Below are 20,357 nucleotides of genomic sequence, written 5' to 3'. Positions count from 1 at the left end.
GCTTAGTGCTCGAAAATCTCGGTCACAGAGCCCTCATCGAAGACCTCGCGAATAGCGCGAGCAATCAACGGAGCGATGGAGAGAATAGTCAGGTTATCGAACTGCTTCTCTTCCGGCACGGGCAGGGTGTTGGTCACGACGACCTCCACAGCACCGCACTGGGACAGACGCTCAGCAGCCGGATCAGACAGAACCGGGTGGGTTGCTGCGATGATAACTTCCTTCGCACCCTTGTCCATGAGGACCTTCACGGCGCCAGCAATGGTGCCGCCGGTGTCAATCATGTCGTCGATCAGCACGCAGGTACGACCCTCAATGTCACCCACAACAGTCTTAGAAACAGCCTGGTTGGGGACGTTAATATCGCGGGTCTTGTGCACGAACGCCAGAGGCGCGCCGTCCAGCAGGTCAGCCCAGTGCTCAGCCACGCGGACACGACCGGTATCCGGGGACACAACGGTCACGTTGGACAGGTCGTCCACGCGCTCGCGGATGTGCTTAGCCAGAACCGGAATTGCGAAGAGGTGATCAAGCGGACCGTCGAAGAAGCCCTGAATCTGCGAAGTGTGCAGATCCACGCACATCAGGCGGTCAGCACCAGCGGTCTTGTACAGATCCGAAATCAGACGTGCCGAGATGGGCTCGCGGCCCTTGTGCTTCTTGTCCTGACGAGCGTAGGGGTAGAAGGGAGACACCACGGTAATGGAACGAGCGGATGCACGCTTGAGCGCATCAATCATAATGATCTGCTCCATGAGCCACTCGTTGATGGGTGCCGGGTGCGACTGAATCACGAACGCGTCCGCACCGCGCACCGACTCCTCAAAGCGGACGTAGGTCTCGCCATTGGCGAAGGTGTATGCGGAGGTGGGCAGCAGGTCGTGATCAAGTGCCTTCGCAATCTCCTCGGCAAGCTGGGGGTGTGCTCGACCGGAGACCACTACAAGCTTGCGCTCACCGGGGTTGGTAATCTCGCTACTCATGGTGTTGTTCTTTCCTCGGATTAGGATTCTGCCGGATCCTGAGCGCCAGCGGCCTTAGCAGCCTCGGCGGGTTCGGTACCAGCACGGTTCTTCAGAACCCAGCCATCGATAGTGCGCTGGGAAGTCTCAGAGTAGGCGAGGGCGCCAGCAGGAACATCCTTACGGATCAGCGCGCCCGCGCCGGAGTATGCACCGTCACCGACGGTAACAGGTGCAACGTAAATGCCCGCAGAACCCATACGGGCGTGCGCGCCGATAACGGAGCGGCTCTTCACCAGACCGTTGTAGTTCGCAAAGATAGAGCCAGCACCAATGTTCGCGCCCTCACCGATGGTGGCGTCACCAACGTAGGACAGGTGCGGAATCTTTGCGCCATCGCCGATCTGCGAGTTCTTAGCCTCGCAGAAGGTGCCAAGCTTAGCGTCCTTGCCCAGGGTGGTACCGGGGCGCAGGTATGCGAAGGGGCCAACAGTTGCGCCTTCGCCAATGACAGCGCCGTGACCGTGCGCGCGGATGACGGTAGCATCAGCCTCAACGGTCATGTCAGTCAGGGTGGAGTCCGGGCCAATGGTAGCGCCGGTAGCGACGGTGGTAGAACCGTGCAGCTGCACACCGGGCAGCAGGGTTACGTCATTCTCAATGGTGACGGTGACGTCAACCCAAGTGTTCTCAGGATCAACAATGGTCACACCATTACGCATGTGAGCCTCAAGGATGCGGTTGTTGAGCATACGACCCAGCTGAGCCAACTGCACGCGGTCGTTAGCGCCCTCAACCTCCCAACGGTCCTCAATAGCCAGAGCGGAGGTGCGGTAGCCCTTAGAACGAGCAATGGACAGAACATCGGTAATGTACTTCTCGCCCTGTGCATTGTTGGTGGTCACCTCGAGCAGTGCCTCACGCAGAACAGCCGCGTCAAAAGCGTAAATACCGGAGTTAATCTCGGTAATTTCGAGCTCTTCGGGGGACGCGTCCTTCGCCTCAACAATAGCGGTCACTTCGCCAGCCTGGTTACGGACAATACGACCGTAGGCGCCGGGCTCATCAATGTGGGTGGTCAGGACAGTTACGGAGTTCTTGTCTTCCTCGTGGAAGGCAATCAGTTCGCGCAGAGTCTCGGGGCGCAGTAGAGGAACATCGCCGTAGGTCACCAGGACGGTGCCGGAGACGGATGCCTGCGCATCCAGAGCATTCAGACCAACCTCAACAGCGCGGCCGGTACCCGGAATCTCATCCTGATCAACGATGGTTACCTCAGGGTCAAACGCAAGCACATGCTCAGCAACCTTATCGCGCTGGTGGCGTACCACAACGGCGAGGCGCTCAGGGTTCAAATCGCGTGCAGCAGCGACAGCGTGTTCAACCATGGAACGACCACCAATGCCGTGCATGACCTTGGGGGTAGCGGACTTCATGCGCGTACCAGCGCCTGCAGCGAGAACAATCACTGCAGAGGGTGCCAGTTCAGTGTTCACTGGGAAGACTCCTTAGACGAGGTTGTAAGAGTGAGGAGTGAGCGCGGACCGCTAACTCTCTATCAACGGTGCCGTTGAGTGCTTACGCTCCGCCACTAGGACTCGAACCTAGACAAACGGCTCCAAAGGCCGCTGTGCTGCCATTACACCATGGCGGATTATCCATACATTCATATGAGTTCCCGGCTACGGGTCCCCATTGTCATTGACCGCCATTTTGGGCATAGAACAGCGCAATGCAGGAAATGCTTTCCTCAGTTTATCAAATATCTGCCCTTCACTAAGCCGCCCACCCTGCAAAACCCACCACATTTCTCGACACTGCAGTAGCCCCTCATCAAAGCTTGGAACGCTACTTGAACTGAAGACTCACCCTGTACCCTAGAAGGCGTGGCACATCTACTTGGCGGCGAATCGCTGCACCTCGAATTCCCTACCCGAACCATCTTTGAGGGCATCACGGTCGGCCTGAACGAAGGCGACCGCATCGGCATTGTCGGTCGCAACGGCGACGGCAAGTCCACCCTCATGAAGATCCTTGCTGGCCGGCTCGAACCGGACTCCGGCCGCGTTACCGTGCGCGGCGGCACCCGCATCGGCTACCTTGACCAGTCCGATGTTCTCGACGACGACCACACCGTCGGCTACGCGATTGTGGGCGACACCCCCGAATACGAGTGGGCCTCGCAGTCCCGTATCCGCGATGTCATCTCGGGCCTGGTCTCCGACCTGCCCTGGGATGCGCCGGTCTCGTCCCTCTCCGGCGGCCAGCGCCGACGAGTAGCGCTCGCCTCCCTGCTCGCGCAGGAGTGGGACGTGCTCATGCTCGACGAGCCCACCAACCACCTGGACGTTGAAGCCATCACCTGGCTCGCTAACCACCTGAAGTCCCGCTGGTCCAAGAATGCTGGCGGACTCATGGTCGTCACCCACGACCGCTGGTTCCTCGACGAAATCTGTACCGACACCTGGGAGGTGCACGACCGCATCGTCGAGCCCTTCGAGGGCGGCTACGCGGCGTACATCCTGCAGCGTGTGGAGCGTGACCGTCAGGCAGCCGCAGCGGAGGCGAAGCGTCAGAACCTGATGCGCAAGGAGCTCGCTTGGCTGCGCCGCGGTGCGCCCGCGCGTACCTCCAAGCCGAAGTTCCGCATTGATGCCGCCAACGCCCTCATTGCGGACGTTCCGCCCGTGCGTGACACCGTGGAACTGAAGAAGATGGCGGTCTCCCGCCTCGGCAAGGACGTGGTCGACCTCGAAAACGTCTCGGTCACCTACGACGACCCCTCGATGCCCGACGGCAAGCGCCCCGTGCTGAAGAAGGTCACCTGGCGTATTGCCCCCGGCGAGCGCACCGGAATCCTGGGCGTGAACGGTGCGGGCAAGTCCACCCTGCTTTCGCTGGTGACCGGCGATTTGAAGCCGACCGAGGGCCGCGCCAAGCACGGTAAGACCGTGAAGATTGCGACCCTGACCCAGCAGCTCAATGAGCTCAACGAGGTTGCTAACGACCGCGTCTCGGATGTGATTGGTCGCAAGAAGCGTAGCTACATTGCCGATGGTAAGGAACTGTCCCCCTCGCAGATGCTGGAGCGTCTGGGCTTTACGAGTGCGCAGCTGTCTACCCCGGTCAAGGACCTGTCGGGTGGTCAGAAGCGTCGCCTGCAGCTCATGCTGATTCTGCTGGATGAACCGAACGTGCTGATTCTCGACGAGCCGTCCAACGACCTGGACACCGATATGCTCGCGGCCATGGAGGATCTGCTGGATACCTGGCCGGGTACCCTGCTGGTGGTCAGCCACGACCGCTACCTCATGGAACGCGTGACCGATCAGCAGTACGCCGTGATTGACGGTTCGTTCCGCCACCTGCCCGGCGGTGTGGACGAGTATCTGGCGCTCTCTGCAGCCGGTGCTGGCGGTTCTGCTGCCGGTAGCGCGCAGGCGCGTGCCGCCTCCTCGGCGCAGGCTTCTGCTGAGCCAGATACCCCGAAAGTCTCCGGTGCCGAGCTGCGTGCGGCGCAGAAGGAGTCCGGTGCGATTGAGCGTCGCCTCGCCAAGCTCGCTGCAGAGCAGGAGAAGCTATCCGAGCAGATGAGCGCGCACGACGCCTCCGACTACGCCGGTTTGGCGGCGCTCGGCGAGCAGCAGCAGGCACTTCAGGATGAGATTGACGAGCTAGAAATGCGCTGGCTCGAACTCTCCGAACTGCTGGGCTAAGGTCTACTGAGATAAGGAATGCCGGTTCTAGATTCAATCTAGAACCGGCATTTGTGTATATATTCAGCTCTCCGTTACAGCGGCTACTAACGGTGGATGGATTCGAAAAGCTTCTCCCAATGCCGAACAACATATTCGGGCGAGAAAGTGCGAGACTTTTCACGACACAAAACAGACTTTTCAGCCCGCAATTCAGCATCACTCATTGCCAGATGCACAAACAGCTTAGCGTCGCCCTCAGATAGAGCTACAAACGAGTCATAAGACGCAGCAACCTTACGGAGAGTCTTTTCCTCATCCAAACGATAGGTACTGTTGTAGCCGCTATGAAATTCGTGGATGTACCCGATGCCCTTTTTAGAATCGGATTGAGCGTACTTCGCCATGTAATCTGCAGTCTTTGCCATAGACGTCAAAACAACAGTATTTTTGCCGAAAGACCGCAGGTAGCGGCGGGTCCGGAAAGTGTTATAGCAATCCCACAGGACCGTAAAACACTTCTTAACCGCCAATGCAGCTCCCAGAGGACCAGGATTGGTGTACACCAGTCGGTTATGGGTTGTCTTATTCACCAATGGACCCGAATTAACCACAAAATCCGGCTCAATAGCGTCCGGATGACCGGCGGTATTGTCGAAGACTAATGATACAGAATCGTACTAACCGCGCTCACAGCGTGGTTGCCCGCAGCGCGAAGAGTGGAGGCAAGAGACTCCGCATGAGCCTGTGAAGAGGCCAGCAGAAGCACCGTCGGTCCGGAGCCCGATACCAGCGAGGCGTACACGCCCTCGCTCTCGCGCAGGTTCAGGGTCTGTTCCAGCTGCGGGGCGCACGAAAGCGCGGGTGCCTGCAGGTCGTTACGTAGCAGCGACGCCAAGGAGGCGAGCGCCGCCTCCGAACCGTCGTAAGAGTTCAGTGCTTCCAGAAGCTCTACGGGTTCCACCAGCTCACCGGAGGCGGGATACAGCCCCGAGGCGCGCCCCGCGTCCAGCTGCTTGAATACGCTGGGGGTTGAGAGGCCAAACTGCGCGGCAACAATCACCAGGTGCAGGGGCTCCCGAGGCGCAGCAACGTTCTGAAGCTCGGTGCCTGTCCCCTGTCCCAGGGCGAGGGTCTGCCCCAGCGCGGCACGCACGCTAAAGGGAATATCTGCGCCCAGCTGCGCGGCAAGACGTTCATAATCGGTCTGGGTCAGTAGCGCGCCGGTGCGGCCGGTTGCGTGCAGGTAGCGGTCCGTAGCAATGAGGGCGGCAGCCGCGTCCGCTGAACCGCCCGCCATACCGCCAGCCACGGGCACAGCCTTCGCAATATGCAGGTGCAGCGCCGGGACAGATTCGATACCGTGCTCCGCAAGAATCAGCGCAGCGGCACGATACACGAGATTCCGCTCATCCATCGGCACAGCGGCAGGGTCGAACTGCCCCGCCTGCACCTGCTGATCCACGAGGGACCCGGGCACAATATCCATGCTCAAGTTCAGCCCCGGCGCGCCCCCTTCAGAAACCGTGATGGTCTCCATCAAAGAGACCGCCGCAAAAAGCGTAGTCAACGGGTGGTAGCCGTCCGGACGAACATCCCCCACAGCAAGATACAGATTGACCTTACCGGGAGCATCAACCGAAATAGCGGTCTGGGAGGCGGTACTCATCAGCGCATACACCTTTCGCGCGGGAACTCGCGTGAGAACGTCAGTGAAAAATTTAGAGCGGGAAGAAGCTACTCCGTTACAGGCTCAGCCGGGACAGTCAGCGAAGCCTCCGCAATGCGGATAAAGCCGTGAATATCCAGCTTCTCACCGCGCTCCGTCGGAGCGATACCGGCAGCCACCAGAATCTGCTCCGCGCGCGCTCCGGAGCCCACCCAGGAGCTCAACGCGGCGCGCAGAGTCTTACGGCGCTGAGCGAAGGCCGCGTCCACAATCGTGAACACCAGGTCGCGGTCAACGGTAGAGAGCGGTTCTTCGCGCATGCGGAAGCCGACCAGGCCAGAGTTAATCTTCGGCGCAGGCCAGAACACGTTCTTGCCAATCACGCCCGCCTTATAAACCTCGGCATACCAATTAGCCTTCACCGAGGGCACACCGTAAATCTTCGAACCCGGGGTCGCCGAAAGACGGTCGGCAACCTCATCCTGAACCATCACCAGGGCGTGACGGATGCTCGGGAACTGCGCAAACAGGTGCAGAAGCACCGGAACAGCCACGTTATAGGGCAGGTTCGCCACGAGAGCATCCGGAGTGCGAGGCAGCTCGGTGACCTTCAGAGCGTCCATAAGCACCACGTCGATATCGTCCGCCTTCTCGGGGCGGAACTTCTCAATCGTGTGGGGAAGCTGCTGAGCCAGCGGCGGGTCAATCTCAACCGCAACCATGTCCTTCGCAGCATCCAGGATGCCGAGGGTCAACGAACCCAGGCCCGGGCCGACCTCCAGCACCGTCTCCTCCGGTGAAATCTCTGCCGCGTTGACAATACGACGAATCGTATTGGGGTCAATCACAAAGTTCTGCCCAAGAGTCTTCGTCGGACGAATACCGAGCATCTCGGCAAGCTCACGAATCTCAGCAGGGCCGAGCAGGGGCAGATCGTTCACAGCGTTCCTTCACATAGGTGGATGGTGGGGAGGTTACAGTTTAGATTACCGCGAGAAACGCTGCTTTACCTCATCAAGAGTGGCTTCCAGAGCGTTCTTAGCGTTTGTAATACGCTTCTTCGGAGCCAAAGCAATACGCACTCGATCCAGAGGACCAGTACCGTGCTGGAGGCTATTCACCTTATCCAGATGACGCTTACCGGATTCCAAGATGACGCTGCTGCCCTCCCAGCCGCACAGGCCCGGCTGCACAAAACGCACATCCACACCCCACTGCTGGTACAGCTTGTAATCATCAGCCACAGTACCCGGCACCTTATCCTCAAACTGCTTAAGCAGCAGCTCAGCGCCCGAACGGGAAATCAGGTACAGACCGGTACAAATCAGGGGCCAGGTACCGTACGGCTTACCCATACGGTACTTACCGTGCACAAAAGGAGACAGCAGGGACAGGCGGATGTATTCCACCTGCGGGTTCAGCTTGCCGGCATCATTTGCAAAAGAATCGCTAAGGTTCACCAGGTGCACCTGCGGGTACTTCGTGATGATTGCGTTCACGACCGCCTCAGCATCCGGAGAAAGAAGGATGTCGTCTTCGGCAATCAGCGCCCAATCGGCGTCATTTGCAACAAAATCACGCCACATATTCACATGGCTGAGCATGCAACCCTTCTCCGCGGGGCTAGGGTCACGATGCCAACGGCTACGGAAAAACTCAACGTCAAATTCTTCATCAGCGACGTGATTGTCGCGGTTATCCACCGCAGAATAACGGACAAAACCCTGCGCGGGAGCACCCACTGAATAAAACGAATCGAAACGGTTCGCGCCATCCAGGCCCAGAACATACTTCAGAATCTTTGCCATATTTTTTTCCTTTCAATAGCTCATCCAGAAAACCTAAGCAATAGAAGATCGCAAAGGTTAATGATGAGTTTTCAGAACAACAGACCACCTGCACGACAGAAGGGTTCGTCAATCTTAAAATCGGTGCGTTAATGGCATGAAGTCTGAATATTGAGCGTGTGATAAATACGCACACTACTGTGCAACGTAGAAAGAATTCTATCATTCACCATGCACCAATCTCAGGTGTCCGCAGGTTAAAACGTGGTACGACACGCGTGTACCGGTGCACAGCAAAAACAATCCCCTCCCTACCGCATACACACGATAGGGAGGGGATAAACGACAGGGCAGAAGACCCACGTATTCACATTTTTATGTGATGACAGTACCCCAATCCATCTCTGGGTTACCAATCCATCTCTGGGTTACCGTCTCTGGATTATCGTCCTAGACGCTGCTTCACATCTTCGAGAGTGGCATCCAGAATATTCTTCGCGTTCGCAATACGCTTCTTCGGCGCCAGAGCGATGCGCAACCGGTCGATAAAACCGGTGCCATGCTGCGTGCTCTTGAGACTTTCCAAGTGACGAACGCCAGAAGTTTGAATGAGGCTGGTACCTTCCCAACCGCACAGGCCGGGCTGCACCAAATATACGTCCACTCCCCATTCTCGGTAGAGAGAATAATCATCAGCAACAACGCCGGGAACCGTCTCGCCATAACATTCTACGAGTCGTTCAGCCCCAGAACGCGAAAGAAGATACAAGGCAGCACCATACAGAGGCTTTGAACCATAGGCACTACCCATACGGTACTTGCCGTACACAAAAGGAGAAAGCAACGAAAGACGGGGGTAATCAACCTGCGGGTTGAGCTTGCCAGCTTCAGAAGCGTAGATATCGCCCAGGTTAACCATCTGCACGTGAGGATACTTTTCGATAATCCTCTCCACTACAGGCTGCAGGTCAGGGGAAATGAGAACATCGTCCTCTGCCAGCAAAGCCCAGTCGGCATCTGAAGCGAGGAAGTCCTTCCACATGTGGTAGTGGCTCAAAGCGCAACCCTTTTCGGCAGGCCTCGGCTCTTTACCGTAACGAGTCAAGAACAGCTTGCTATCGAATTGTGCATCAGTGACGTGGTTATCACGGTTATCCACCGCAGAATAACGCTGAAAACCTTGAGCGGGTGCCCCCACCGAGAAGAAAGAATCAAACCGGTTAGCGCCGTCCAGTCCCAGAACGTATTTCAGAATTTTTGCCATAGTGTCCTCCTAGAGCACCAATCACCGGGAGCAAGGCACAAAACCGAGTGAGAGTTCTTGCACCCCTAATTTTTAAGCGCATTCTTTTAGACGCAAAACATGCCTAAAGTACTACGCGCCAGATCATGGCATAGCTGTTTGAGTGAGTTATTTGTAGTCGCTACAGTCTAGCACGCAGACACGCACCGCGAGGCGACTCCAAGTAGCTATCCGCTACAAACTGTACGCGCCTACCACTGACCGTAAACCCACTCCGAATTCTCACGAATACGGCGGCAGAGTGCCTCCAGCTCCTCACCGCGGTGAGCAGCCATGAACCGCACCGTGTAATTCGTCATGTAGGACGCATTCGGGCGGCCACGGAACGGATGCGGAGTCAAGAACGGTGCATCCGTCTCAGCCAGCATCAGCTCCGGGCGAGCCATCGCCAACGACTCCTGAATACCCTTCGAGTTCTTGAAAGTCACCGTGCCGGCAAAGCTCATATACCAGCCGCGCTCATTGCAGATCGCCGCAAGCTCCGGGCCACCCGAATAGCAGTGGAACACGGTACGTTCCGGCGCACCCTCTTCATCTAGAATCCGCACAACGTCCTCGTGCGCATCACGGTCGTGAATCTGCAGCGCCAGGTTGTGCTTCTTCGCAATGCGAATATGCTCGCGGAAGCTGTAGTGCTGCGCCTCCATGCCTTCCTCGCCGGTGCGGAAATAATCCAGGCCGGTCTCGCCAATAGCGCGCACGCGGTCGGCGGTGGCAAGCTCGTCGAGGGTGGCGATCGCCGCCTCCAACTGTCCGGCTGCAGCCAGCTCGGGGGCGGTGTTGGGGTGAATCGCAATAGCGGCGAGGACACGCTCATCAGCCTGCGCGGCGGCAACCGCGTACAGGGAGGAGGGGATATCGCATCCGACCTGCACGATGGCGCCGATGCCGAGCTTCTCACCGGCGTCGAGTGCATCGCGGGCGCTGATTTCTACTTCGCCGTCGAGCAGGTCCATGTGGGTGTGGTTATCCACAATCGGGTACGGTAGCGGCTCGGGGGCGGGCGGGAAGACCAAGTTGCGGCTGCGGCCGTTCTCGCCGGTGGTGGAGCGGCGGCGGGTTCCCTCTCCGCCTTCGGCGTCGCTGATGCCGGTGTAGAGTTCCGCCTTATAGGGTGCGGGCACTTCACCGGGCACCGGCTCCCAGCCGTTAGGCAGGGCGGTTGCCTGGAGTGCCGCGGGGGTGGGCAGGGTGTAGTTCGCCAGGGCAGCGAGGGAGTTCAGATACTCCTGGGTGATTTCAGGACCGGGGTGGCTCTGACACATTGATAAATCCTCGGGATAAAACTGCGGGGTAAAGCTGGGGGGTAAAGCTGCGGGATGTTTCTGGGTTATTCGGAGCGGGCAGCCAGTGCCGCCTCGTACAGGTCACGCTTGGAGGTGCCGGTCTCGGCTGCGACCGCGGCGCAGGCACTCTTGAGGCGCTCGCCGCCAGCCACGCGGTCGAGGACCAGTTGCACTACGTCCTGCGCTTCGGGGGTTTCGGGGGCTTGTGCGCCCTCAACAATAATGACGATTTCGCCTCGGACGCGTTCAGACTCAGCCCATCCGGCAAGCTCAGCCAGGGTACCGCGTCGAACCTCTTCGTGAAGCTTAGTTAGCTCACGGCTGACCGTTCCGCGGCGGTCAGCACCGAAGATCTGCACGAAGTCTGCCAGGGTTGCGGCAGTGCGGTGCGGGGATTCGTAGAAAATCATGGTGCGCTCCTCCCCCGCCAACGATGCAAGACGGCGGGTGCGCTCGGAGCCCTTGCGGGCGAGGAAGCCTTCGAAAGTGAATCGTCCGGTGGGCAGACCTGAGAGCGCGAGCGCGGTCAACGCAGCGGAGGGGCCGGGCACCACCGTGACGGGCAGGTCGGCTTCCGCGACGGCTGCGGCGGCAACGTAGCCGGGGTCGGAGATGGTGGGCATGCCCGCATCCGAGAGCAACAGCACGCGCTGGCCGTCCTGTACCGCCTGCACGATGGTTTCGCTACGTTCTTCTTCGTTGTGGTCGTGGTTGACGATGACGCGACCGCGAGTGCGCACGCCAAGCCCGGAAGCGAGGGTTCGTAGCTTGCGGGTGTCTTCAACGGCGATGAGGTCTGCGGTGGCAAGAGCCGAGCGCAGTCGGTCGGAGGCGTCAGCCAGGTTGCCGATGGGGGTGCCGCCGAGGATGAGCACGCCGCCTTCTTCGGAGGTGACAGCGGTGTCAGCCTGGGGTGCCTCGACCGTTTCTGAGGGGTCGGTGGTTTCTTCGGTGTATTCTGCGGGTGCGGTCATGGCAGGCCTCGTGTCTGTGTCTGGTCTTCGTGTACCCACTAAGTGTAACGCCCGCGCTCAATCCGGCGCCGGGTGATCTTGCCGGGCGGGGCGCTGCGTCAGGCGCAGGTTCAGGGTGCTTCATATAAGCCGTTCACGGGCTGAAATGGTGCATCGTGCGTTCTGACCCTTTAGGATTGATGGGGTGAAGATACCTAAGCTACTTTCTCCCGCATCTGCCGCTCCGGTTGGTCCGGCCGATTTGACCCGTTCTTCGTCTGAACGCGGTCGTTACGGCCTCGATTCTCTGCTGGATGCGCTCGCTGTTGCCTATATTCGTGCCCCGCGTTGGGGCTGGTTGGCGCCTGCATTGATTGTGCTGGTTGCCGGTATTCTGCGTTTTTATAATTTGGCGCATCCGAATGCCATTGTTTTTGATGAGACGTACTACGCCAAGGACGCCTACTCGTATGTGCATTATGGCTATGAGTTGAGCTGGTCGAAGGACGCTAATGCTTCCTTTGCGGCGGGTCACCCGTCGGGTCTGTTGACGGATTCGCCGGAGTATGTGGTGCATCCTCCGTTGGGTAAGTGGATGATTGCCGCGGGCATGGCAATTTTTGGTGATAATAATCCCTTTGGTTGGCGTGTTTCTGCTGCGGTGATTGGCACCCTGTCGGTGGCGTTGATTGCCTATGTTGGCTGGTTGCTGTTCCGTTCGATGACGGTGGCGACTATTGCGGCGCTGCTGGCTGCTGTGGATGGTCTGATGCTGGTGGAGTCTCGTTTGGCTCTGCTGGATATTTTCCAGATGTTCTGGATTTTGGCGACTTTTGTGTGTCTGGTGCTTGACCGTATTCAGGCGCGGCGCGTGTTGGCGCGCCATATTGCGGAGGCGGCACGCCAGAATGGCGGTGTGCTTCCGCCGATGCCGTGGGGCCCGAGCATGGGTCTGCGCCTGTGGCGTTTCGCTGCCGGTGTGTGCGCCGGTGCCGCGGTGGGCGTGAAGTGGAATTCGTTGTTCTTTATTGCGGCAATGGGTCTGCTCACGGTGTTCTGGGATATTAACGCTCGCCGTATTGTGGGTCTGAACAAGTGGGGTTTGACGGCGCTGGTGCGTGACGGTATCCCCGCATTTTTCCAGATGATTGGTGTGGGTCTGCTGGTGTATCTGAGCACTTGGGCGGGCTGGTTCCAGTCGTCGAATGCGTATTTCCGCCGCTGGGCTGTTGAGAACCCGGGCAAGGGTGTCATGTGGCTTCCTGAGGATTTGCGTTCCTTGTGGGAGTACCATGTTTCGGCATTTAAGTTCCATTCTGGTTTGAGCAGCCCGCATACGTATTCTTCGCAGGCGTGGCAGTGGCTGGTTTTGGGCCGCCCGACCTCGTACTACTATGAGTCGCCGAAGCTGGGTTCTTCGGGTTGTACCGTGAAGTCCTGTTCCGAGGCTATTTTGAATATCGGTAACCCGGCGATTTGGTGGGCTTTTATTCCGGCAATTATTGTGGCGCTTCTGGTTTTGGTGCTGAAGCGTGATTGGCGTTTTGGTGCGCTACTGGTTGTGTTCGGTGCGGGCTATTTCCCGTGGTTTATGTACCCGAATCGTACGATGTTCTACTTCTACGCTCTGTCCTTTGAGCCGTTCCTGATCCTGCTGTTGGCGGGTGTTTTGGGTCTGGCACTGTCGGGTGCTCGCGGTTCGGTGTTGCGTGCCCGTTTGGGCGTGACACTGGTGGCGATTTACCTGGTGGGTGTGCTGATGTTGAGTGCGTACTTTATGCCGCTGTGGACTGCTCAGGTGATTCCGTATGAGCAGTGGTATTCGCATATGTGGTTTAAGTCCTGGATTTAGGCTCAGGTTTTAGGCTGGGGTTTTAGACCTGGTCTTAGACTCAGGTTTAGTCCTGGGTTCAGGCGCGAGCGATGCGAGCTTGGGTATAGCGAAGGGGGCTGGGTTCTACCGTGTGGTAGAGCCCAGCCCCCTTCGTTGTACCCTTTCCGCGCTGGTTTGCACGGTGAAGTGGTTGATGATTTTAGTTGTCGCCGACTCGTGCGGAGGCGAGCTTGACGCGCAGTTCCTGGCGTTCCTGGCGGCGGCGTTCTGCCTTGAGCTTGCGGTATTTGGTGGGCCAAGTGGTCACGAGCAGGAGCGTAATCTGCACTGCTACGAGGACCGCTACGGCGATTGCCGCGTCGATCCAGAATTGCGGCGGGTAGAGGCGGATCAGGGAGCTTCGTACGGAGAATTCCCAGTTGCCCTGCGGGAAGAACACCTGGTGGAAGCTGGTAAACAGCCATTCCCAACCGAAGACGCCCACAACGCCGAGCACCGCAATGAGTCCCAGGGTAATCCATGCGCCCGAGAAGAGGCTGCGGCGGATGGTTCCGGGGGCGCGCTCGCGCAGGGAGATACTGCTAAAGAGCGTCAGCAGGAAGAGTGCGGCAACGGCTACGGTGGCGATGAGCAGTACCCATTTCACGTCGTGCATGTGGTTCACTTCTGCTTCGGTGAAGGCGAGGGTGTTGTCGGCACCGGTGGTGACGCGGGCGAGGTATTCGCGCGGCGCGAAGTTGTTGATGTAATCCACGCCGTAGGAGCCCAGGCGCATCCTCTCGACGAGGTAGTAGCCGTAGCTGTCTTCGGGGAATCCGGGGCGGTGGTATTCGAGCCAGAGGAAGGGCGCGGAGGCTACAGCGCGGATCGCGATCATGAGTACGGTCAGCGGCACGGTGAGCGCGATGAGGGTTGCGCGGAGCTTGAGGAAGCGCGGGGTGTCTTCTACGGCGTCTTCGCGGGCTGCGGCGCGTTCTGCAGCTTCGGGCGAGGCTGCCAGGGAAGACAGCGGCGCGTTGGGGTCCGCGACCGCGTGGGTGTGACCGGTGCGGGTGGTTTCGGTGCGGTACTTGCGTCCGGCGGTGGAGGCGCTTGCCGCCTCCGCGGTAGCGACGGGTTCTGCTTCAGCCGCATTTTCGGCTTCTGCTGCTGCAGCTGCTTCTGCTTCGGCTGCCCTCTGCATGGTTTCGCGGTTGAGGTCGCTGAGCGTCGGATTTTTGGGGGTGCTCTGCGAGTCGCGCACGAGGGGCACGAAGCCGGTGGAGACGTTGGTGCGGGTGCGTACGCGGGTGCCGACGCCCTGTTCGCGGAGTTTGCTGCGTGCGGGGACGACGGGTACGGAGCCGGTAGGCAGGTCGGGTTCTTCGGCGACGGTGGGTACGTCTGCTGCGATGCGTCCGAAGGCGCCGGTGTGCGGTGCCGGTTCGCTGGTCACGGTCTCTGCTCGGCGAGCTTTGAGGAGTTCTTCGGCGCTATTTCGGCGGATGGCCGGGCGCAGTGCGCCCCACATTCCTCGGTGTGTTTCTTTGCTCATGGATCTCGCGTTCTTTTCGAGTGAATGGTGTTTGAGTGAGTTGCGGGTATCTGTACTATCTGCCAGTTTCTCATACGCAAAGAACCTTCCGCATGAATTCGCGGAAGGTTCTTTGCATTCGGGTGTTTAAATTCTTGGGTTTGAATTCTAGGATTCGGTGGTGTCCTGAACGGGTACCTTGTAGACCACTCGCCAACCCTGCGGTGCCGTCAGCCGTGCGGCGTGGTCGTCGCAGAGGTCGTAGGCGTGGGGTTCGCGGAATTCAGAGAGTGCGTCAATGATTGCCGTGGAGTCTGCGTAGGAGTAGTGGAGAGTAACAGTCGCCTCTCGCTGGCAGGTTTGGCGGGAGCACAGTCGTGCGGTCTGCATGTGGATGGTACCTTCCTGGCTTAGCTCGCCTGCTTGCGCAGTCGGCGGCGTTCACGTTCTGACAGCCCGCCCCAGATTCCGAAGCGCTCGTCATTGTCCATTGCATATTGTAGACATTCTTCGCGCACGGGGCATACACCGCATACCCTTTTGGCGTCTCGGGTGGAGCCGCCCTTCTCGGGGAAGAAGGCTTCAGGATCGGTTTGGGCGCAGAGTGCTTCAGCTTGCCAGGCGAGTTCTCCGTCTTCGCCTTCGGTTCCGTAGAGTCCTGCCGCTGCGGTCCATACGTCGGTGCAGGCAGGCATGTTTCGTTCTGCATCTGCGAGAAAGGCGTCGGCGGCTTTTTCGAGAGAATGAGTGGGATTCATGCTACGGTGCTGAGCGCCTGATGCGCGCGCGGCCGCGATGGAGCGGTCCGATGCAATGTAGGAGCCCATGGGTTTTCCTTCCGTGTTCTCATTGTGAGCTTAATGAGTCTGCGGATCCGTCGTGGACGGAATCTTAGTGTGTATGGTGTGGCATGGTTCGCTTTGGCCTCTACGGTCCCTCCAAGGCAAACACGCTTATATATCTATTAGACGTGCGACACGCCGTTTCGTCAAACTAGACTTAAACAATATTTAGATGTATGTGTTAGGAGCGTCATATTTAATGTAAATTTGACCTTTATGCATTTTCACACACACCACTTGCCCTCTCTCACACCCAAGGAGCACCTTAAGTTTCCCCTTCTCCAGGACTAGTTTCCACCGCTTGCAAATTCCGCATCCTGACTGCAAATATAAGGACTTACGGCGACCACCCCCACCTCTCCCATCTCGAGCTCGGGGAAAGAATCTAATAATTAGATAAGGAAAACTTATCTTTTTCACTATGCAGTTTCTGAATATTTTTCCGAGGCATTGCGAAGCATTTACATTTCCAACTTATTTTTATGCCACATTACCAAAATGAGGCTTTAGGACTGTCAAACATTTTGAACCATTAGGTTTTTAGGGCACCCTTAGGCGTTTTTACTTTACCTTTGCATCTTTTAGCACCGCGCACATTCTCCCTGACCTCTCCATCCCCGGTGCGGTAGAGTGAAACCCATGGTTACTCTCTCCCCCACCGGCGCATCCGTGCCTACAACTCTGAACCGCTTTTTTGAGAAGCTCAGCAGCCAGCAGACCCCCGCCCTCATCTGGTACTCAGCAAACGGCGAGCGCATTGAGCTCTCCGGCAGGGTCCTCATGAACTGGATTGATAAGAGCGCAAACCTGCTGGTTGAAGAATGCGAACTGGAGCCCGGCGAGGGTTTTGACTTTCAAGCGCCTCTGCACTGGCGCACTATTGTTCTGGGCCTGGCGGCGTTGCGAGTTGGTGCGCTACTGCACCAGGATGAGCCGCTGGTTGCCGCGGTCTGCACCGAACAGGAGGCGGGCTACACGAATGACCCCGCGTACCTTCTGGCGGTGGATCGTGCCCCGCTGGCGCTTTCCTACACCGGCGATCTGCAGGCGCTGTCTTCCCACGCTGATGAGGTACTCGATTATTGCGCGCTGGTGCGTAGCTTCGGCGACCAGTACTCGGGTCTGCTTCCCGATGATTCGGCAGAAATCATTGAGGGTTTCAGCTATGCGGAAGCCTACGGGCAGGCTCTCATTCAGGCACAGGCCTATCGTACGGCGGGCTATACGCTACCTTCGGGGCAGCGTGCGCTCGCTTTGGAGTTGAGCCCCGACTACGGTTTTGATGCCTCGGAGGCGACCCTGAGCGCCCTGTTGGAGGTTCTGGCGATTTTGCTCTCCGGTCATGCGGTGTTTGTGGCTGACCCGAGCGTCAACTGGCAGGATGGGCAGCTGGCGTCTTTGATGGTTGCCGAGCGTGCGGCAGAGATCCCCCGCGCATAGCGTCCCTCCCCTGTTGCCCGAAAAATCGCACGGGTGGCTACCAATCACACGGAGGGCGAAAAATATATAGGTCTTTAAACGACTCATCCCCCGATACCGTTCGTATCGGGGGATGAATCGTTATATCACGTTCTAACTAAGCTGCTTCTGCAGTCCGAGGAGTTCAATCCGAGAAGCTTAGGAGTTCTGCGAGCCCGGCTTCGACTGCGACTCGGGTGCGGCTGCTTCAGAGGTTGCCTTACGGGCTGCAGGTTCTTCGCCATCAAGAATGGCGGCGGCTTCATCAAACATGCGGCCGAGTTCCTCGTGGTCGGTACCTTCACCCTCTTCAACCTTCTGACGGTGCGAACCGTACACCCAGAAGCGGTAGAGGAAGTAGCGAAGAATGGTGCCCAGAATGGTACCGATAATCGTACCGGAGATGAAGGATGCCTCGGGGGTGCGCAGGTTCAGCACGTAGGTACTGAATGCCACACAGCCTGCTTCAACGAGAATACCGAGCAGGTTGACCAGGCCGAATTCGACCGCTTCACGCTTCCAGTTTTCGGAGCGGGAGTCGCGGAAGGTCCACAGGCGGTTCATGAGCCAAGAGAAGATGGTTGCGACAATACTTGCAACGACCTTCGCCTTGGTGTGGGACTCCGACATGATGGTCATCATCAGCACCCACACCGTTACAGAGTTGACGATGAAGGCGGCACCGCCCACGGTACCGAATTTGAGCACCTCAATACCGTAGCTGTCCCAGAGGGATTTCAGGCGTTCGGTGAGGGTCGGTTTCGTCTGTGCGCTCATGCGGGACCTATCTAGCGGAGATTTATCGGGAAAAAGGGAAGATTGGCGCCGGTTGGCGTTGGTAACGCAATGTCCGACGGTTGTTTCAGCCTCTTTTACAAGCTCTTATATGTTAATACAGTCCCGGTTGGTTGTTTGTACCTTTGAGAGTTTTTCCACAGCCCTCCCAGCTAACGAGACATTCCCTTTCATCTCACGTTGACTGGGCAGAAGGCAGGTTTTTACGATTTCTTCCGGCTTTTACGCCCAAATATTGGGCTCTGCCGCCCAGCTAAACCCATTCTGTGACCTTAATGTGGTCTTGCTCCCATAAGCACTCTGAAACCGGTACACTTAGGTGCTGTGACTTACCCTGTGACTGGACCCGTAATTGGCGTCATCGGCGGAGGCCAGCTGGCCCGCATGATGGCTCCCGTAGCAACTAACCTTGGCCTCGACCTGCAGATTCTCGCGGAGGCGCCCACCGTTGGCGCCGTGGCAGCGGTACGTACCGCTCCCGTAGGGGACTACAAAGATCTGGACACCCTCCGCGAATTTGCTCGCGGCAAGGATGTCATCACTTTCGATCATGAGCACGTGCCCACTGAATTTCTGCGCACCCTCATGGCGGAGGGTGTGAATGTTCAGCCCCGTCCCGAAGCTCTCCAGTACGCTCAGGACAAGCTCCTGATGCGCGCCGCTATTGAGCGTCTGGGCCTGCCGAACCCCCGCTGGGCTAAGGTTTCTACCCTGGACGAACTACTCGCCTTCGGCGATGAAATCGGCTGGCCCGTGGTGCTGAAGACCCCGCGCGGCGGCTACGACGGCAAGGGCGTACTCGTCCTGAACTCCCCCGAGGAGGCTCGCGAGCGCAGCGCCGAATGGTTCGAGCAGCTACCTTCCCGCACTGATTTCTCCGCTCTACTTGCCGAGGAGAAAGTGCCCTTCACCCGTGAGCTCTCCGCTCTAGTGGCTCGCCGTGAAAGCGGCGAAGTGCGCCCCTGGCCGGTTGTTGAGACCATCCAGGTGAACTCCATCTGTGACGAGGTGATTGCCCCCGCGCAGAACCTGGACCCCGAGATTGCTGAGGCTGCCGCAGCCGCTGCGGTGACCATTGCCTCCGAGCTGGGCGTCACCGGTGTGATGGCTGCCGAGCTTTTCGAGGTTCCCGGCTCCCCCGCAGGCTTCTACATCAACGAGCTGGCGATGCGCCCGCACAACACCGGCCACTGGACTCAGGACGGCTCGGTGACCAGCCAGTTCGAGCAGCACCTGCGTGCGGTACTCGACCTTCCGCTGGGTGATACCTCTGTGCTGGAGGGTGTTGCCGTGATGAAGAACTACCTGGGCGGCGAGAACGAAGACATTTTCGGCGTCTACCCGCTGGCGCTTTCGGCTGAACCGCGCGCGAAGATTCACTTCTACGGCAAGGAGACTCGTCCGGGCCGCAAGATTGGTCACGTGAATATTTCTGGCACGGTGGCTGAGCTTGAGGCGCTGCGCCATAGCGCCGCGAATGCCGCCTCCATTTTGCGTGACGGCCGCCCCCTGTAGCCCTATTTTTAGCCGGTGCGTGGGGTGAGAGCATCCTGCGTATCCGACGCACCCTATTGATGGTGGTTCGCCACCGCATCCTGAAAGGATATGAGGATTATGTCTCAGTCTCCCTATAATTCTTCCCAGCCCATTGTTGGCATTGTGATGGGTTCGGATTCGGATTGGTCGGTCATGGAGGCCGCAGCCGAGGTTCTGGACGAGTTCGGCATCCCTTACGAGGCTGATGTTGTTTCTGCACACCGCATGCCCGAGGACATGATTGAGTACGGCAAGAAGGCTCACAGCCGCGGTATTCGCGTGATTATTGCCGGTGCCGGCGGCGCCGCTCATCTGCCCGGTATGCTCGCTTCCGTGACCGCTCTGCCTGTGATTGGTGTTCCGGTGCGTCTGAAGAACCTCGAGGGCATGGACTCGCTGCTGTCGATTGTTCAGATGCCCGCCGGTGTTCCGGTAGCTACCGTCTCCATTAACGGCGCTCGCAATGCGGGTCTGCTGGCTCTGCGTATTCTGGGTTCGGGCACCGATGCGTTTGCTCAGCAGGTTCACGCTGATTTGCGTCAGTTCTCTCAGAATCTGCGCCAGACCGCAATGGACAAGGGAGCCGCTCTGCGCACCCGAGTTGCCGAGGCGAAGGCAAAGGCAGCGGCCGAGCGCGAGGCGGAGGAGAGCTCCTCCGCACCCCGCCCCGTTTCTGCTCCCGAGGCTTCGTCGGAGCCCCAGGCTTACGTTCCCTAAGCTCGGA

At 58.5% G+C, this 20,357-nt stretch carries 18 protein-coding genes and 1 tRNA gene; 5 read left to right on the top strand and 14 right to left on the bottom strand.

Translation table 11 applies throughout. The features are described 5' to 3' along the window. Window positions 1–2: 2 nt before the first annotated feature. The 3 genes from O3675_RS03950 to O3675_RS03940 all read right to left on the bottom strand — a co-directional run bounded on the left by O3675_RS03950 (window position 3) and on the right by O3675_RS03940 (window position 2,616). Window positions 3–983, bottom strand: a complete 981-nt coding sequence (locus O3675_RS03950; RefSeq protein WP_294640388.1) for a ribose-phosphate diphosphokinase — start codon at window positions 981–983, stop codon at window positions 3–5. A gap of 20 nt (window positions 984–1,003) precedes the next feature. After that, the gene (gene glmU / locus O3675_RS03945; protein WP_294640390.1) at window positions 1,004–2,458 is read right to left on the bottom strand and encodes a bifunctional UDP-N-acetylglucosamine diphosphorylase/glucosamine-1-phosphate N-acetyltransferase GlmU; all 1,455 of its coding nucleotides are present in this window, start codon (window positions 2,456–2,458) and stop codon (window positions 1,004–1,006) included. An 87-nt stretch (window positions 2,459–2,545) separates the two neighbouring features. Continuing rightward, window positions 2,546–2,616: transfer RNA gene (locus O3675_RS03940), tRNA-Gln, on the bottom strand. 232 nt (window positions 2,617–2,848) lie between these two features. On the opposite strand from O3675_RS03940, the gene O3675_RS03935 reads away from it, so the two are divergent. After that, window positions 2,849–4,678 (top strand): ABC-F family ATP-binding cassette domain-containing protein, encoded by a 1,830-nt coding sequence (locus O3675_RS03935; RefSeq protein WP_371571095.1) that lies wholly within the window; start codon window positions 2,849–2,851, stop codon window positions 4,676–4,678. 86 nt (window positions 4,679–4,764) lie between these two features. Here O3675_RS03935 and O3675_RS03930 read toward each other — a convergent pair whose 3' ends face one another. The 7 genes from O3675_RS03930 to rsmI form a co-directional block, all read right to left on the bottom strand. Next, complete coding sequence (locus O3675_RS03930; RefSeq protein WP_315353909.1) at window positions 4,765–5,064, bottom strand: hypothetical protein; 300 nt, start codon at window positions 5,062–5,064, stop codon at window positions 4,765–4,767. Window positions 5,065–5,318: 254 nt separating this feature from the next. Next, window positions 5,319–6,326 carry a 4-diphosphocytidyl-2C-methyl-D-erythritol kinase gene (locus O3675_RS03925; protein ID WP_371571093.1) on the bottom strand — a complete coding sequence of 336 codons (1,008 nt, stop codon included), beginning with the start codon at window positions 6,324–6,326 and terminating at the stop codon, window positions 5,319–5,321. A 68-nt stretch (window positions 6,327–6,394) separates the two neighbouring features. After that, complete coding sequence (rsmA, locus tag O3675_RS03920; protein ID WP_371571091.1) at window positions 6,395–7,267, bottom strand: 16S rRNA (adenine(1518)-N(6)/adenine(1519)-N(6))-dimethyltransferase RsmA; 873 nt, start codon at window positions 7,265–7,267, stop codon at window positions 6,395–6,397. A 45-nt stretch (window positions 7,268–7,312) separates the two neighbouring features. Continuing rightward, window positions 7,313–8,134, bottom strand: coding sequence for a glycosyltransferase family 25 protein (locus O3675_RS03915; RefSeq protein WP_371571090.1), 822 nt, complete (start codon window positions 8,132–8,134; stop codon window positions 7,313–7,315). Between the two features lie 421 nt (window positions 8,135–8,555). Further along, window positions 8,556–9,377 (bottom strand): glycosyltransferase family 25 protein, encoded by an 822-nt coding sequence (locus O3675_RS03910; RefSeq protein WP_049327927.1) that lies wholly within the window; start codon window positions 9,375–9,377, stop codon window positions 8,556–8,558. A 230-nt stretch (window positions 9,378–9,607) separates the two neighbouring features. Beyond that, the gene (locus tag O3675_RS03905; protein WP_371571087.1) at window positions 9,608–10,681 is read right to left on the bottom strand and encodes a TatD family hydrolase; all 1,074 of its coding nucleotides are present in this window, start codon (window positions 10,679–10,681) and stop codon (window positions 9,608–9,610) included. A gap of 65 nt (window positions 10,682–10,746) precedes the next feature. Then, window positions 10,747–11,676, bottom strand: a complete 930-nt coding sequence (rsmI, locus tag O3675_RS03900; RefSeq protein ID WP_049327925.1) for a 16S rRNA (cytidine(1402)-2'-O)-methyltransferase — start codon at window positions 11,674–11,676, stop codon at window positions 10,747–10,749. Window positions 11,677–11,860: 184 nt separating this feature from the next. Between rsmI and O3675_RS03895 the strand changes: the two genes are divergently transcribed. Further along, entirely contained in the window at window positions 11,861–13,507 is a 1,647-nt protein-coding gene (locus O3675_RS03895; protein WP_371571085.1) for a dolichyl-phosphate-mannose--protein mannosyltransferase, read from the top strand. 181 nt (window positions 13,508–13,688) lie between these two features. Here O3675_RS03895 and O3675_RS03890 read toward each other — a convergent pair whose 3' ends face one another. The 3 genes from O3675_RS03890 to O3675_RS03880 form a co-directional block, all read right to left on the bottom strand. Beyond that, complete coding sequence (locus tag O3675_RS03890; protein ID WP_371571083.1) at window positions 13,689–15,023, bottom strand: DUF1461 domain-containing protein; 1,335 nt, start codon at window positions 15,021–15,023, stop codon at window positions 13,689–13,691. A gap of 147 nt (window positions 15,024–15,170) precedes the next feature. Further along, window positions 15,171–15,392, bottom strand: a complete 222-nt coding sequence (locus O3675_RS03885) for a DUF3499 family protein (protein WP_070676117.1) — start codon at window positions 15,390–15,392, stop codon at window positions 15,171–15,173. Window positions 15,393–15,412: 20 nt separating this feature from the next. Then, window positions 15,413–15,829, bottom strand: coding sequence for a WhiB family transcriptional regulator (locus O3675_RS03880; RefSeq protein WP_049327922.1), 417 nt, complete (start codon window positions 15,827–15,829; stop codon window positions 15,413–15,415). A gap of 654 nt (window positions 15,830–16,483) precedes the next feature. Here O3675_RS03880 and O3675_RS03875 point away from each other — a divergent pair. Then, the gene (locus O3675_RS03875; protein WP_371571081.1) at window positions 16,484–17,284 is read left to right on the top strand and encodes a TIGR03089 family protein; all 801 of its coding nucleotides are present in this window, start codon (window positions 16,484–16,486) and stop codon (window positions 17,282–17,284) included. A gap of 177 nt (window positions 17,285–17,461) precedes the next feature. Here O3675_RS03875 and O3675_RS03870 read toward each other — a convergent pair whose 3' ends face one another. Next, on the bottom strand, window positions 17,462–18,079 hold the full coding sequence (locus O3675_RS03870) for a GtrA family protein (RefSeq protein WP_371571079.1): 618 nt from the start codon (window positions 18,077–18,079) through the stop codon (window positions 17,462–17,464). A gap of 342 nt (window positions 18,080–18,421) precedes the next feature. Here O3675_RS03870 and O3675_RS03865 point away from each other — a divergent pair, with 342 nt between their 5' ends. Then, window positions 18,422–19,612, top strand: a complete 1,191-nt coding sequence (locus O3675_RS03865; protein WP_371571076.1) for a 5-(carboxyamino)imidazole ribonucleotide synthase — start codon at window positions 18,422–18,424, stop codon at window positions 19,610–19,612. A 99-nt stretch (window positions 19,613–19,711) separates the two neighbouring features. Further along, window positions 19,712–20,350, top strand: coding sequence for a 5-(carboxyamino)imidazole ribonucleotide mutase (gene purE / locus O3675_RS03860; protein WP_070629016.1), 639 nt, complete (start codon window positions 19,712–19,714; stop codon window positions 20,348–20,350). Window positions 20,351–20,357 lie beyond the last annotated feature (7 nt).

This window comes from Rothia sp. 27098_8_27 (genome assembly GCF_041432805.1).
GTDB lineage: Bacteria > Actinomycetota > Actinomycetes > Actinomycetales > Micrococcaceae > Rothia > Rothia mucilaginosa.
The sequence above is the reverse complement of the archived record's forward strand: the minus strand, read 5'-3'. Positions and strand labels throughout refer to the sequence as shown.

What these genes read in the sequence shown, in the direction of transcription:
- O3675_RS03925 (WP_371571093.1), bottom strand. Translation starts at nt 6,326, where the DNA reads ATGAGTACCGCCTCCCAGACCGCTATTTCGGTTGATGCTCCCGGTAAG.
- O3675_RS03875 (WP_371571081.1), top strand. Translation starts at nt 16,484, where the DNA reads ATGGTTACTCTCTCCCCCACCGGCGCATCCGTGCCTACAACTCTGAAC.
- purE (WP_070629016.1), top strand. Translation starts at nt 19,712, where the DNA reads ATGTCTCAGTCTCCCTATAATTCTTCCCAGCCCATTGTTGGCATTGTG.
- rsmI (WP_049327925.1), bottom strand. Translation starts at nt 11,676, where the DNA reads ATGACCGCACCCGCAGAATACACCGAAGAAACCACCGACCCCTCAGAA.
- O3675_RS03950 (WP_294640388.1), bottom strand. Translation starts at nt 983, where the DNA reads ATGAGTAGCGAGATTACCAACCCCGGTGAGCGCAAGCTTGTAGTGGTC.
- O3675_RS03915 (WP_371571090.1), bottom strand. Translation starts at nt 8,134, where the DNA reads ATGGCAAAGATTCTGAAGTATGTTCTGGGCCTGGATGGCGCGAACCGT.
- O3675_RS03905 (WP_371571087.1), bottom strand. Translation starts at nt 10,681, where the DNA reads ATGTGTCAGAGCCACCCCGGTCCTGAAATCACCCAGGAGTATCTGAAC.
- O3675_RS03885 (WP_070676117.1), bottom strand. Translation starts at nt 15,392, where the DNA reads ATGCAGACCGCACGACTGTGCTCCCGCCAAACCTGCCAGCGAGAGGCG.
- O3675_RS03910 (WP_049327927.1), bottom strand. Translation starts at nt 9,377, where the DNA reads ATGGCAAAAATTCTGAAATACGTTCTGGGACTGGACGGCGCTAACCGG.
- O3675_RS03890 (WP_371571083.1), bottom strand. Translation starts at nt 15,023, where the DNA reads ATGAGCAAAGAAACACACCGAGGAATGTGGGGCGCACTGCGCCCGGCC.
- O3675_RS03870 (WP_371571079.1), bottom strand. Translation starts at nt 18,079, where the DNA reads ATGAGCGCACAGACGAAACCGACCCTCACCGAACGCCTGAAATCCCTC.
- O3675_RS03930 (WP_315353909.1), bottom strand. Translation starts at nt 5,064, where the DNA reads ATGGCGAAGTACGCTCAATCCGATTCTAAAAAGGGCATCGGGTACATC.
- O3675_RS03880 (WP_049327922.1), bottom strand. Translation starts at nt 15,829, where the DNA reads ATGGGCTCCTACATTGCATCGGACCGCTCCATCGCGGCCGCGCGCGCA.